This is a genomic window from Sneathiella sp. D3-11 (assembly GCF_055809395.1).
The window spans coordinates 3,498,999-3,511,742 of record NZ_CM147911.1; the positions used below are offsets into that span (position 1 = coordinate 3,498,999).

A 12,744-nucleotide genomic window follows, 5' to 3' on the forward strand; every position below is an offset into this window, starting at 1 on the left:
CTAGGCCTCTCTTTTAAAATATAAACCAAATCTATGCTACAGCCTACGACCATCTTCCTTAAAAACGGTTAATGGTTAGGGAAAATTGTTGTAAAATTTGTGGGACGGCCTTGAGGGTAATTTTCAGGATTTTCGCATTTTCTACCGAGTTCGATTATAAGCGCCGCCGCTTAATGGGTGCCGTCTGTGCCGCCGGGGCAGCTGAAGCAACATGTCGACTGACATCGACAGGTTGCTGCTGGGTTACGCTGACCGGGGCGCGATAGGCGGGGGTGGAATTTGCCGCCCGAGGTTGCGACGGATCGACGAAGCGATCGAACATACCGGAGCGGATTTGCTCTGGCAGCACGCTAAATAGAGAAACCGTGTTATCGAGGCCAATCCCGTTGACGAAATTGGCGATGGCGATGGTGAGTAATCCGGTGCGGACCGTACTGGCGTCTATGCCCTGCTGGTTGCAACGGGCCAAAGCGTCTGAAAATTCCTTTGCGACGATATTGTTCATGTTTTCCCTGTTCATGCTGTACTCCTGATGACGGGCCGCGCGTAGAAGCGATGCCGTTTGACATGTACAGATGACGTCTCGCGGGGGCCTTTGTGACAGGGGATGAGAAAAAATATCGAAATTAGGGTGTTCCGTGCTTTTTCCCTATAATAGGCATAGAAGCAAAGCGCCTGTAATGTGGGAAATGCGGCGCGCGCAAGGAGATTGGAATGCCAGCGGAGTTTGAAGCATTTGCCGAGTTGATTGAGAACAGCCAATCAATTGTCATTTTTACCGGGGCAGGGATCAGCACTGAATCCGGTATCCCTGATTTCCGGAGTCCCGGCGGGCTCTGGGAAAAGAACCGGCCGATTGAATTTTCCGAATTCCTTGGATCGGAAGAGGCACGGCGCGAGAGCTGGCGGCGCAAGTTCGCGATGGAATCTGTTCTGTCAAAAGCCAAGCCAAATAAAGGACATATGGCAATTTCCTCCCTTTATGATCAAGGAAAAATCGGTGCGGTGATCACGCAGAATATTGATGGCTTGCATCAAGCATCCGGCATTCGTGATGAGGATGTGATTGAAGTGCATGGAAATACGACCTATGCGAAATGTCTCGATTGCGGAACGCGGATGGAACTTTCAGAGGTGCAGGAAATTTTCTCACTCAATGAAACCCTGCCAATATGTGAAAAATGTGGCGGGATCGTCAAAACCGCGACAATTTCCTTCGGTCAGGCCATGCCGGTTGAGGAAATGCGCCGAGCCTCTGCTGCGGCTCTGACCTGCGATTTATTGTTGGCCATCGGCTCTTCTCTCGTTGTTTATCCCGCGGCGGAGATACCGTTGATGGCAAAACAGGGCGGGGCGGAACTGGTGATCCTCAACCGCGAACCGACACCGCTGGACAGTCACGCGGATATAGTGCTCAACCGGGAAATCGGGGAAACGCTCGCCGCTGTCACAAAATTGTAAAATAACACTCTCATAAGAAACATTGAAATTTCCCCTGATCTGGGTACCGCGTAATGAGAATAGAGAATGTATAATAGTAGTAGTTACTTATGGAAAATGTTGGTGTTTGTTTTCGCCATGGCTGCGCCCGTTTCCATCGTCACATTCTTTTTATATTCGGGCGAAGACTTTGTAATAGAAGAATATTTATTGATTCTTGCCGCTGCGGTATTACCCGCCTTGATTCTCTATACCCGGTTGGTTCGCGAAATGCAGGCGGTGGCCTTCCGCATGGAACGGGCGGCAATTATGTCCCCGTTGGAGGGGGATGACAAGGCGGGCCTGCGAACCGGCTTGCTTCCTCTGGATAATTTGCTGCTGACCATGCAGCAATACCGCCGAGTTCTGCAACATATGCTGCAAGAAGCGCAATCGCGCCAGGATGAGGCGTCGCTCTTGTTCGACATGCTGCCCGACCCGGTGTTGGTGCTCGGCAACCGGCGGAGTATCCGTCGTTCCAATGCGGCGGCGAATAAATTCTTCAACGTCACCGAGATGCAAGGGGACCTCACCCGATTCCTGCGCCATCCGGCCCTGCTGAAGGCAGTCGATGCGGCCTATGCGGGTAAGGACCCGGATACACGGATTGAATTTACCATCTCCGATGTCGTTCCCCGGTATGTCGCGGCCTATATTGTCAACCTGAGAGACGAGAGCAGCGAGGGGCTTCGCCTCATTGTCACGCTGCATGACCTGACGGAGTCGCGCCGCATGCAGCAGATGCGCGTTGATTTTGTCGCCAACGCCAGCCATGAACTCAGAACCCCGCTTGCGATCCTGATCGGGGCGCTTGAAACGCTTATCGGGCCTGCGCGGAACGATCTGGAGGCGCATCAGAGGTTCTTCTCCATGATGCAGGCGCAGTCTCTCCGCATGTCGCAGCTGATTGACGATCTTTTATCGTTGTCACATATCGAGATCAATGAGCATAGCCGCCCCTCCGATCGGGTGGATATTGGTAAGGTATTACAAGGTGTTAATAGCCTGCTCAAGGCGAAGTCGGTCGAAATGGGTAAATCAATTGCCGTGCAGATGCCGGAGAATGGTGTGTTTGTCACCGGTGATTTTGATCAGTTGACACAGGTTTTCACCAATCTCATCGATAACGCCTTGAAATACAGCTTTGAGGAAAGCGAAATTCGCATAGAGGTGACTGTAACGGGCCGTGAGGCGCGCATCACCGTCATTGATACAGGGGAGGGTATCCCCGAAGAGCATTTATCCCGATTAACCGAGAGATTTTATCGAGTTGACAGTGACCGCAGCCGGAAACTTGGCGGAACGGGATTGGGCCTCGCAATTGTTAAACATATTGTGAGTCGCCATCGCGGACATCTCGAGATTGAATCCGTGGTCGGTGAAGGCTCGAAATTCGCCGTAAGAATACCGATTTACACCTCCTGATCCGCAGAAAACAGGGACTTGTCGCCTGTAACATTACTGTCATGAAACTGTAGTACTTCTGTCGCGAATGAAGAGCATTGTCCCGTCCAACGACAGATAATGCTGTCGTATGCAATTAACGGAGAATGAAACGTGCTAAACAAAACTCTCGGTCTGGCAATCGCCGCAACGGTCGCTACTGTTGCCCTTTCCGGACAAGCTATGGCTCGCGATCAGATCAGGATCGTCGGCTCTTCAACTGTTTTCCCATTTTCAACAGCAGTTGCCGAAGCATTCGGCAGCACTGGCAACTTTAAAACGCCAGTTGTTGAAAGCACCGGTTCTGGCGGTGGTTTGAAGCTTTTCTGCGCAGGCGCAGATTTGAACACACCTGATATAACGAACGCGTCACGTCGTATCAAAAAGTCAGAAGTTGAAACTTGTGCGAAAAACGGCGTTACCGATATCACCGAAGTTAAAGTTGGTTATGACGGTATCGTTCTTGCGAATTCCAAAGCGGTTGCGCCGTTTAACCTGACGAAAAAACAGATTTTTTCAGCTCTCGCTAAACAGGTTCCGATCGACGGAAAGCTGGTTGATAACCCATACAAGACCTGGAAAGACGTTGATCCGTCTCTTCCGGATACAAAAATCGAAGTTCTCGGCCCACCACCGACCAGCGGAACACGCGATGCGTTTGTTGAGTTGGCCATGGAAGGCGGCGCAAAAGGTTTTGACATGCTGAAAGACCTGAGAAAATCAGACAAGAAAGCATTCAAGGCGGTTGCCCATTCAGTTCGTGAAGACGGTGCCTATATCGAAGCTGGCGAGAACGACAACCTGATTGTTCAAAAACTCGAAGCAAACAAAGACGCTGTCGGCATCTTCGGTTTCAGTTTCCTTGACCAGAACTCTGACAAGCTTCAGGGCGCGACAGTTGGCGGTGTTGAGCCGACTTTTGAAAATATTGCTGATGGTCAGTATGGTATTTCTCGCTCACTCTTCTTCTATGTGAAGGATGCGCATGTTGGTGAAGTGACCGGCATCAAGGAATTCATTGCAGAATTCACCAGCGAAAAAGCATTCGGTGAATATGGTTACCTGACAGAGAAGGGCCTGATCCCACTTTCCGAAGCTGAACGTGCAGAAGTACGTAAAGAAGCTCTCGCCCTGGCTCCTTTGAAACTTATGTAATCCTGATTAAAAGGGGCGGGTGACATATGTCGCTCGCCTCTTTTTTCCATTTTTGTGCCTTTTTACTAACAAAAAGAAACCGATATGAGCTTTTATCCTCTTTTAATCGTTCTTTTGCTGATGTCTGCGGTTGGATATTGGTTTGGTTCAAAAAAGGCGCTCAACACCGTCCGTAAATCCTCTAATTTTTTAACGCCGCGTCCGCATCAGTTCGGACTGTATGTTGTCATTTGGGCTCTTGTGCCGCCAGTTATTCTTGGAGGTATCTGGGCCATACTTCAGGTGACGCCAATCCAGATGGACACAGGCGCTATGCGACAGATAGACCGGGTTGTTTTTCCGGTTATTCTTCTGCTGGCAGCCGGGGCAGGGCTTTATTTCTCAATTTTAAGAATTAATCCGGATCTTCGGGTCCGCAAGACGATTGAGGGTCTGATCTATGTGATCCTGATCTTGGCCTCGATTATTTCCATTCTGACGACACTTGGTATTGTTCTTTCGCTCCTGTTCGAAACGATCCAGTTTTTTGGCAAGGTGCCGATGAGTGAGTTCTTCTTCGGCCTCACCTGGAGCCCGCAGACAGCCCTTCGCACCGATCAGGTGGGATCAAGCGGGGCATTTGGATCAATTCCATTGTTCACCGGTACGCTGCTTATTACCTTTATCGCTATGTGTGTTGCGGTTCCGCTTGGGTTATTGAGCGCGGTTTATATGACGGAATATGCGTCCAGCCGGTTCCGTTCGGTGGTTAAGCCGATGCTGGAAATTCTGGCGGGTATCCCGACGGTGGTTTATGGATTCTTTGCCGCCTTGACGGTTGGCGTCTTCTTCCGCGACCTCGGGGATTCTCTCGGGATTGATGTTGTTTCTGAAAGCGCGCTTGCCGCCGGTGTGGTTATGGGGATGATGATTATCCCGTTCGTCTCGTCTTTGAGTGACGACATCATTATGGCCGTGCCTCAGTCTTTACGCGATGGGTCCTACGGTCTTGGCGCGACAAAATCAGAGACTGTTCGCAAAGTGATCCTGCCTGCGGCCCTGCCGGGCATAGTCGGCGCGGTTCTACTGGCTGTCAGTCGCGCAATTGGTGAAACCATGATTGTGGTTATGGCTGCTGGCTTTGCCGCCAACCTGACAGCCAATCCGCTGGAAGCCGTGACAACGGTTACCGTGCAGATTGTTGGCTTGCTCGTTGGAGACCAGGAATTTGACAGCGCCAAAACTCTGGCCGCCTTTGCTCTGGCCCTGGTGCTCTTCATTGTTACCTTATGCCTGAACGTGATCGCCTTGATCGTGGTTCGCAAATATCGGGAAAAATATGACTGATCAAGCTCAAAAAGAGGGCGGCAACGCCTGGCAATCAGAGGCGTTTCTCAAGAACCTGACGAAGCGTAAACGGTCAGAGCGCCGGTTCCGTCTGACCGGGCTGCTGGCGATCCTCACGGCGCTTACATTGCTGGCGATCCTGTTGTTCAGCATTGTCAGCAAGGGGTATACCGCCTTCGTACAGACTTTTGTCACGTTGGACATTACCTTCGCTGAGGAGGTGATCGATCCGAATGGAACGCTGGACCCGGCGGAGCTTCGCTCGGCTAATTATAACAAACTGGTGCAGAATGCCCTGCGCGAAAAATTCCCTGATGTGAAAGGTCGACGTGACTTGAGACGGTTGTTTGGTCTCGTCAGCGGAGATGCGAATACGAAGCTACGTAAAATGGTCGAGAATGACCCGGAACTGATCGGTAAGACGATCCCTGTCTCGCTCCTTGCCGGGGATGATGTCGATATGGTCAAAAAGGGCTATATCGATCGTAATCTGGTGGAGGATGACCGCCGCGTAAAAGACAAGGAGCTTGCCTGGCTGGATGTGCTGGAAGCAGACGGCGACATTAAACTTCATTTCAATACGGGATTCTTCACCAATGGCGACAGTCGCGAGCCGGAAAAGGCGGGTATTGCGGGCGCCATGGTTGGCTCATTCTATACGCTCGTGATTACTATGGTAATTGCCTTTCCTATCGGTGTGATGACGGCGATCTATCTCGAAGAATTCGCGGCCAAGAACAAGCTCACCGACCTGATTGAGGTGAATATCAACAATCTTGCGGCGGTTCCCTCGATCGTCTTTGGTCTTCTCGGGCTCGCGATCTTCCTGAATGTGGCACATATGCCCAGATCAGCGCCGGTCGTTGGTGGTTTGACGCTCGCGTTGATGACGTTGCCGACCATTATCATTGCTGCCCGTGCGGCTATCCGTGCCGTGCCCGACAGTATTCGTCAGGCGGCGCTTGGCCTCGGGGCCTCAAAACAACAAGCGGCGTTTCATCATATATTGCCACTTTCCATGCCGGGCATTCTGACGGGCACGATTATTGGCCTGTCACAGGCTCTCGGTGAAACGGCACCGCTCCTGATGATCGGAATGGTCGCCTTTATCGCCGATATTCCGGGCGGCTTTAACGATCCGGCAACGGTTATGCCGGTGCAGATTTTCCTCTGGGCAGACAGTCCGGAGCGGGCCTTTGTTGAAAAAACATCCGGCGCGATCATGGTATTGCTCGGGTTCCTTATCTTAATGAACGCTTTTGCGATTTTCCTTCGCAAGAAGTTCGAACGTCGTTGGTAGAAGGAAATGAACGTGCAAATCCAAGCAGAAGAAAACGTCGAAAGCCATCCCAATACGGACCATGGGGTTATTATCTCGACGCGGGATGTCAATGTGTACTATGGCGACAATCATGCTCTTCAGGGCGTATCGCTGAATATTAACAAGCATCAGGTGACCTCCCTGATCGGTCCTTCCGGTTGCGGTAAGTCAACTTACTTGCGCTGCATTAACCGGATGAATGACACGGTGGACGGATGCCGCGTCACAGGAGAAATCTTGCTCGACGGCGTTGATATTTACGGCCCTGATGTGGACGAGGTTCTTCTTCGTGCGCGCGTTGGTATGGTGTTTCAGAAACCGAACCCGTTTCCCAAATCGATTTACGATAATGTTGCCTATGGTCCCCGAATTCATGGCCTTGCCCAGAATAAGGACGATCTCGATGAAATTGTGCTCACCAGCCTTGAAAAGGCAGGCCTGATCAAGGAAGTGCAGGATCGTCTGCATTCATCGGGTACCGGCCTTTCCGGCGGGCAGCAGCAGCGGCTCTGTATTGCTCGGGCACTCGCTGTGCGGCCGGACATTATCCTGATGGATGAGCCCTGTTCTGCGCTCGACCCGATTGCCACGGCAAAGGTCGAGGAACTGATTGATGAGCTTAAGGAAAACTATACCATCATTATCGTGACCCATTCGATGCAGCAGGCAGCGCGTATTTCCCAGCAGACAGCCTTCTTCCATCTTGGGGAAATTGTTGAGACAGGAAATACCGAAAAACTATTTACCAGCCCATCCGATGAACGGACGCAGGGCTACATCACCGGTCGGTTCGGTTGATAACACAGTCAGGAACAGGAGAATTCCAAAATGAGTAGCGGTCATATCGTTAAGTCTTTTGACGAAGAGCTTGAAGATGTTCGCAATACCATTGTCGAGATGGGCGGACTTGCCGAATCCCAGCTTGAAGCAGCCGTACGCTCCTTGACCGAGCGGAATACCGAACTCGCGCTCAAGACGATCGAGGCGGACAAGGCTGTCGATAGTCTGGAGCAAGAGGTCGATAACAAGGCGATCCGCGTGCTGGCGCTCAGAAATCCGGTTGCAGATGACTTGCGGCTGGTGATCTCGGCACTCAAGATAGCGTCCGTCCTGGAGCGGGTTGCCGACTATGCGGCAAATATATCCAAACGTGTGATCGCGCTGAATACATCGCCGTCGCTCGCGCCGATTTCCTCCATCCCTCGGATGGGCGATATGGTTCGCCGGATGATTGATGACACATTAAAGGCCTATGCCATTGGCGATCCTGATCTCGCGTATGATGTCTGGAGACGGGATCAGGAGGTGGACCAGCTTTATAACAGTATGTTCCGGGAACTCCTGACCTTCATGATGGAAGATCCGCGCAGCATTACAAGCTGTACGCATCTGATCTTCATGGCAAAAAATATTGAACGGATCGGCGATCATATGACAAATATAGCCGAAATTATCATCTATCAGGTCACCGGCGAGATGCCGACGGAACCGCGCCCGAAGGGCGACAAGACCAGTGTCACCATGATAGAGAATGAAAATCCTTAAGGTGTTAGTATAACCAGATGAAGATACTTGTAGTAGAAGATGAGCCGGCCATGGTCGAGCTCCTGCGATACAATCTTGAAAGCGAAGGATCTGACGTTGCTTCCGCTCATGACGGGGATGAAGCAATGCTTGCTATCGAAGAAGAACATCCCGATATGCTCCTGCTCGACTGGATGCTGCCAAAGGTGTCCGGTATCGAGATCTGTCGCCGTCTTCGCCGCGACCAGAAGCATAGCAACCTGCCGGTTATCATGATCACTGCGCGCGGGGAAGAAGCCGACCGGGTGAGGGGCCTAGATGTTGGGGCGGATGACTATGTGTCTAAACCCTTTTCACCAGCTGAGCTGATGGCTCGCATTCGCGCTGTTCTCCGCCGCCGTAATCCGGAAGCGGGCAACGAGCAGCTGAGCGTCGCCGATGTCGTCGTCGATCTGGTTGCCTATAAGGTCAAGCGGGGCGAACGAGAACTGCGCTTGGGTCCTACGGAATTCAAGCTGCTCCGTTACTTTATGGAGCGGGCAGGGCGAGTCCTTACCCGTGAGCAACTGCTCGATGGTGTCTGGGGCCAAAATGTTTATGTCGAGGATAGGACGGTTGATGTCCATATCCGCCGCCTGCGCAAGGCGCTGAACGAAAAAGGTGACGTCGACCTGATCAGGACTGTCCGCGCGGTGGGTTACTGCTTCGAGAAGGCATAAAAAATGCCGCCCGGCCGGTTGCGGGGCGGCATTTAATTTATTCAGATAACGCCGTTAGTTTGACGCGGTCTTGATCTGTTCTTTCAGCTTGTTGATCAAACCTTCAACGCCAACGCCGGGCTGGCTGACCACAGAGGCAAATTCGGACCGGTGCGTCTGTGCCATGCTGATACCCTCAATAATGACGTCGACGATCTTCTCGCCGTCATTGGTTTTGCGAACCCGCCAGTCAAGTTTGATAGGCGGACCGTTGGGCCGAACAATCACGGAATGAACCAGCGATTCCTTGTCATTGAGTGATGTTGCATCCTTGATTTCCAGATTTTCCCCGGAATAGGAGCCGATTTTCTCGGCGTAACTTGTCACCATGTAATCGCGAAAAACATTTAGAAACTCGGTTTGTTCTGCGCCGGTTGCGCCGCGCCAGTACTGACCAAGAACAAAGCGTCCGATGCGTTTCATATCAAAGCTGGAATCAAGAAACTTCTCGAAGCGTTTCTGCTTTTGCTCTTCGCTTAAAGACTTATCCGCAAGCGTAGCTACAGCCTCATCTCCGATAGCCTTGACCATCGCTAGGGCAGCTTGTTCTTTGGTTTCAGCCGCAAAGGCCGATGGTTGAAACAGGACAGTCATTGCCGCAGCGATGAGCGTTCCCTGGAAAAATTTTCGTCTCGTGAACATTAAAACACACCCCCGACGGAATTCGTTTCCAATTGGAAAATAAAATTTCGAATAAAAAAATTAAATCTAACTAATTTTTCTTAACGGGCTCGTCATCATCATCGAATGACATATCCGGCAATTGTGTCGAATTGCTGGCACCATTAAGAATCATATTGTTCCGATTTTGTCGATACAGGCTTCTGATTGCCGCATAGAAGTCGATCGAGTTCTTTTCGATTTCATCAAGAGCCTCGATTGAACGGGACCTTTGGTCCAGCCCATGGGCCGCTGTGCGAATGACGCCGAAATGTTCGATATCATTTTCTTTGGCGGCGTAATTGATCGGGTCGAGATAATAATCGGCAATACCACCAACGGCGGCACGTGTTGTTCTTGGACCGAGGATTGGAACAACGAGATACGGCCCTTCCTGAATGCCCCATTTCGCAAAAGTCTGGCCCATATCTTCAGATGGAGTATTCAATTTGGCCACATCAAACAGGCCGCCAACCCCCAGGAAAGTATTGGTAAAGAAGGCGCCCATGTTGTCGCCGGCGCCATTGAGGTCGCCCTGCAGGACATTATTGATCAGGTAGATCGGCTGCGACAGGTTGGTCAGGAAGTTCGTGACACTATCGCGTACAGGCTCTGGAACGACGCCACGATATATTTCTGCCACCGGTTTGAAGAACAGTGCATCAAGCGCGTAGTTCACGTCAAAGAAGTATCGGTTCATCGGCTCAAGCGGATCGTAAACCTCGTTATACATCACCGCGACGGCTTTGCCGTCTTTTTGCTGCGGTGTCGCACAGCCACTGACGGCAACGAGAAGCGCAAGGGCCGTTAGACCGGCTTTTAGGGAGGATGATTTTGAACGCAAACCCATTTTTATCTTTTCCAACTCAATACCTGTGGTCCGGAAGTGAGGCCTAACCTATCCGGTAAGAGTTACCAAAGTCTTTAACCTTATTACTTAACCCTGTTTAATCGATTTTCACAAAAAAACAACGTTCTTAGACACGGCAATCTCAGAAGTTGTAATTATCACATGGCCATATTCAAGGCGAGTCGCTGTTTTTTCAGGTCAACAGATTACTACTATGGTGTGGCGAAAAAGTCGCGAGTTAGGCAATATTTTTCCTGTACTAAGATATAAAGATATGTTTATATCGTTCAAATTGATGATTTTATTGAGGTTGATGTGGAAAATCTGCTCCAGGGATTGCGCGCTGCCGGGGAGGAAACCCGGCTGAGATTGCTGGTACTTTGCGGCCATTCGGAATTGACGGTCAGTGAACTGACACAGATTCTCGGGCAAAGCCAGCCACGTGTTTCCCGTCATCTTAAACTTCTGTGCGATGCAGGCCTGCTGGACCGGTATCAGGAGGGGAGCTGGGTTTTTTACCGATTGTCGGCGAAACATAACGCGTCGCTGTTAGCCCGTACGCTCGTTGATCTGGTGCCGGAGGAAGACCCCATTGTTTCACGGGACTTAGATCGTCTTGAGGTTGTTAAAAAGGCGCGGATCATGGCGGCGGAGGAATATTTCCGTGAGAATGCCGTCCGCTGGAACGAGATCTCGCTCCCTTCATGTCTCCGAAGAAGCGGTGGAAGAGGCTCTTGTCACACTTACCAAAGGTCACAAGATCATCGATTTCCTTGATATAGGCACGGGGACCGGCCGTATGCTGGAGTTGTTCGGCCCCAAGGTTACCCACGCGATCGGCGTTGATTCCAGCCGGGAGATGTTGTCCTTCGCGCGTTCTGCGATTGAGGATGCGGGCCTTAGGAATTGTCAGGTGCGCCTCGCGGATATGTATAACCTGCCTTTTATTGCTCAGTCACAGGACGCTATCGTCATCCATCAGGTGCTCCATTACGCGGAAGATCCGGCGGTTGCCATCAGGGAAGCTGCGCGCCTTCTTCGCGGTGATGGCATTTTGGCGATTGTCGATTTTGCCCCCCATACACTCGATAGCCTGCGAACCGAACATGCCCATCGGCATATGGGCTTCGATGAAGACAGTATTCGGGCCTACTGCACCGACGCGGGGCTTGAGCCGAAGGATTTCAGAGTCCTGAAAGGCGATCCCCTTACTGTTAATATATGGACGGCCGTTCCGGCCGCCGTCACCCAATCCAAAGGAGCCGTTGCGTCATGATTATGTCAGGAATACCGGAGCGGAACGATGTTTCCAGCGGGTTGAGGGAGGCCGGTGCGCGCAACCGTGTTGACGTATCGTTCGAATTTTTCCCGCCGACGTCTGACGCGCTTGCGGAGAAACATTGGCAGGCCCTGATGCGCCTTGCACCGCTCAATCCGAAATTTGTCTCTGTTACCTACGGGGCCGGGGGCTCAACACGGGAGCGGACCCATTCGCTGGTTAGCCGTATCCGGCAGGAAACGACGCTGGAGCCTGCTGCTCATCTTACCTGCGTCGGGGCGGAGAAGGGCGAGATTGAAGAAATTGCTGATCGCTACTGGGAGAGCGGGATCCGGCATATTGTTGCGTTGCGCGGCGATCCGCCGGAAGGCCATGACGCTTTCAAGCCGCACCTTGGCGGATTTGCAGGATCGGTTGAGTTGATCGAATTTCTCAAGAAAAAACATGATTTCGAAATTTCCGTCGGGTGTTATCCGGAAATTCATCCCGATGCGAAGTCCAGCCTTGCCGATATAGACTATCTTAAACGCAAGATGGACGCCGGTGCGACCCGGGCGATTACTCAGTTTTTCTTCGATCCAGAAGTTTATCTTCGCTTTATCGACAGAGCGCGGGCCCATGGTATTACCATTCCGATTGTGCCGGGTATATTGCCGGTCACCAGCTATTCCAAAATCCGACAGTTCAGCAAGCAATGCGGCACGCAGGTGCCCGCGTGGCTGACACATCTGTTTGAAGATCTGGATGAGGATCCGGCGACGCGTAATCTTGTCGCCGCGATGGTCGCGTCCGAACAGTGTCTGCAATTGCAGCGCGCCGGGGTCACGGATTTCCATTTCTACACATTGAACCGGGCGGATCTGGTTTATTCCGTCTGCCATACGCTTGGGCTGCGGCCTGAGTTAAAGACTGTAACTTCTTAAATAATTTAACTTTTTGATAAAAGGTC

At 51.5% G+C, this 12,744-nt stretch carries 14 protein-coding genes; 11 read left to right on the forward strand and 3 right to left on the reverse strand.

Annotated elements, in window-relative coordinates; all coding sequences use genetic code 11:
* Positions 1–154 precede the first annotated feature (154 nt).
* Positions 155–520: a hypothetical protein gene (locus AC0L73_RS17695; RefSeq protein ID WP_473654435.1), complete on the reverse strand. Its 366-nt coding sequence runs from the start codon at positions 518–520 to the stop codon at positions 155–157.
* Positions 521–714: 194 nt separating this feature from the next.
* Here AC0L73_RS17695 and AC0L73_RS17700 point away from each other — a divergent pair, with 194 nt between their 5' ends.
* The 8 genes from AC0L73_RS17700 to phoB all read left to right on the forward strand — a co-directional run bounded on the left by AC0L73_RS17700 (position 715) and on the right by phoB (position 8,967).
* Positions 715–1,461 (forward strand): SIR2 family NAD-dependent protein deacylase, encoded by a 747-nt coding sequence (locus AC0L73_RS17700; RefSeq protein ID WP_227951756.1) that lies wholly within the window; start codon positions 715–717, stop codon positions 1,459–1,461.
* 102 nt (positions 1,462–1,563) lie between these two features.
* A complete protein-coding gene (locus tag AC0L73_RS17705; RefSeq protein ID WP_473654436.1) occupies positions 1,564–2,904 on the forward strand; it encodes an ATP-binding protein in 1,341 nt (446 codons plus the stop codon).
* A 132-nt stretch (positions 2,905–3,036) separates the two neighbouring features.
* Positions 3,037–4,077 (forward strand): PstS family phosphate ABC transporter substrate-binding protein, encoded by a 1,041-nt coding sequence (locus AC0L73_RS17710; RefSeq protein WP_227951758.1) that lies wholly within the window; start codon positions 3,037–3,039, stop codon positions 4,075–4,077.
* A gap of 84 nt (positions 4,078–4,161) precedes the next feature.
* The gene (gene pstC / locus AC0L73_RS17715; protein WP_227951759.1) at positions 4,162–5,403 is read left to right on the forward strand and encodes a phosphate ABC transporter permease subunit PstC; all 1,242 of its coding nucleotides are present in this window, start codon (positions 4,162–4,164) and stop codon (positions 5,401–5,403) included.
* On the forward strand, positions 5,396–6,703 hold the full coding sequence (pstA, locus tag AC0L73_RS17720; protein WP_473654437.1) for a phosphate ABC transporter permease PstA: 1,308 nt from the start codon (positions 5,396–5,398) through the stop codon (positions 6,701–6,703). Before pstC ends, pstA begins: the two co-directional genes overlap by 8 nt.
* A 6-nt stretch (positions 6,704–6,709) precedes the next feature.
* A complete protein-coding gene (gene pstB / locus AC0L73_RS17725) occupies positions 6,710–7,522 on the forward strand; it encodes a phosphate ABC transporter ATP-binding protein PstB (RefSeq protein ID WP_227951761.1) in 813 nt (270 codons plus the stop codon).
* A gap of 30 nt (positions 7,523–7,552) precedes the next feature.
* Complete coding sequence (phoU, locus tag AC0L73_RS17730; RefSeq protein ID WP_227951762.1) at positions 7,553–8,269, forward strand: phosphate signaling complex protein PhoU; 717 nt, start codon at positions 7,553–7,555, stop codon at positions 8,267–8,269.
* 17 nt (positions 8,270–8,286) lie between these two features.
* Positions 8,287–8,967 (forward strand): phosphate regulon transcriptional regulator PhoB, encoded by a 681-nt coding sequence (phoB, locus tag AC0L73_RS17735; RefSeq protein ID WP_473654438.1) that lies wholly within the window; start codon positions 8,287–8,289, stop codon positions 8,965–8,967.
* A gap of 54 nt (positions 8,968–9,021) precedes the next feature.
* Here the strand turns inward: phoB and AC0L73_RS17740 are convergent, their stop codons facing one another.
* The gene (locus AC0L73_RS17740) at positions 9,022–9,648 is read right to left on the reverse strand and encodes an MlaC/ttg2D family ABC transporter substrate-binding protein (protein WP_473654439.1); all 627 of its coding nucleotides are present in this window, start codon (positions 9,646–9,648) and stop codon (positions 9,022–9,024) included.
* 70 nt (positions 9,649–9,718) lie between these two features.
* Positions 9,719–10,516: an MlaA family lipoprotein gene (locus AC0L73_RS17745; protein WP_227951765.1), complete on the reverse strand. Its 798-nt coding sequence runs from the start codon at positions 10,514–10,516 to the stop codon at positions 9,719–9,721.
* Between the two features lie 315 nt (positions 10,517–10,831).
* Here AC0L73_RS17745 and AC0L73_RS17750 point away from each other — a divergent pair, with 315 nt between their 5' ends.
* The 3 genes from AC0L73_RS17750 to metF are packed head-to-tail and all read left to right on the forward strand — an operon-like array spanning position 10,832 to position 12,718.
* Complete coding sequence (locus AC0L73_RS17750) at positions 10,832–11,293, forward strand: ArsR/SmtB family transcription factor (RefSeq protein WP_473654440.1); 462 nt, start codon at positions 10,832–10,834, stop codon at positions 11,291–11,293.
* Entirely contained in the window at positions 11,187–11,792 is a 606-nt protein-coding gene (locus AC0L73_RS17755; protein WP_473654441.1) for a class I SAM-dependent methyltransferase, read from the forward strand. Before AC0L73_RS17750 ends, AC0L73_RS17755 begins: the two co-directional genes overlap by 107 nt.
* Positions 11,789–12,718, forward strand: coding sequence for a methylenetetrahydrofolate reductase [NAD(P)H] (metF, locus tag AC0L73_RS17760; protein ID WP_473654442.1), 930 nt, complete (start codon positions 11,789–11,791; stop codon positions 12,716–12,718). The genes AC0L73_RS17755 and metF overlap by 4 nt, the downstream gene beginning before the upstream one ends.
* Positions 12,719–12,744 lie beyond the last annotated feature (26 nt).

Bases quoted from the DNA above. Each gene is read 5' to 3' on its own strand.
- AC0L73_RS17700 (WP_227951756.1), top strand. From the start codon at position 715: ATGCCAGCGGAGTTTGAAGCATTTGCCGAGTTGATTGAGAACAGCCAA.
- pstA (WP_473654437.1), top strand. From the start codon at position 5,396: ATGACTGATCAAGCTCAAAAAGAGGGCGGCAACGCCTGGCAATCAGAG.
- pstB (WP_227951761.1), top strand. From the start codon at position 6,710: ATGAACGTGCAAATCCAAGCAGAAGAAAACGTCGAAAGCCATCCCAAT.
- metF (WP_473654442.1), top strand. From the start codon at position 11,789: ATGATTATGTCAGGAATACCGGAGCGGAACGATGTTTCCAGCGGGTTG.
- phoB (WP_473654438.1), top strand. From the start codon at position 8,287: ATGAAGATACTTGTAGTAGAAGATGAGCCGGCCATGGTCGAGCTCCTG.
- AC0L73_RS17755 (WP_473654441.1), top strand. From the start codon at position 11,187: ATGCCGTCCGCTGGAACGAGATCTCGCTCCCTTCATGTCTCCGAAGAA.
- AC0L73_RS17695 (WP_473654435.1), bottom strand. From the start codon at position 520: ATGAACAGGGAAAACATGAACAATATCGTCGCAAAGGAATTTTCAGAC.
- AC0L73_RS17745 (WP_227951765.1), bottom strand. From the start codon at position 10,516: ATGGGTTTGCGTTCAAAATCATCCTCCCTAAAAGCCGGTCTAACGGCC.
- AC0L73_RS17740 (WP_473654439.1), bottom strand. From the start codon at position 9,648: ATGTTCACGAGACGAAAATTTTTCCAGGGAACGCTCATCGCTGCGGCA.
- pstC (WP_227951759.1), top strand. From the start codon at position 4,162: ATGAGCTTTTATCCTCTTTTAATCGTTCTTTTGCTGATGTCTGCGGTT.
- phoU (WP_227951762.1), top strand. From the start codon at position 7,553: ATGAGTAGCGGTCATATCGTTAAGTCTTTTGACGAAGAGCTTGAAGAT.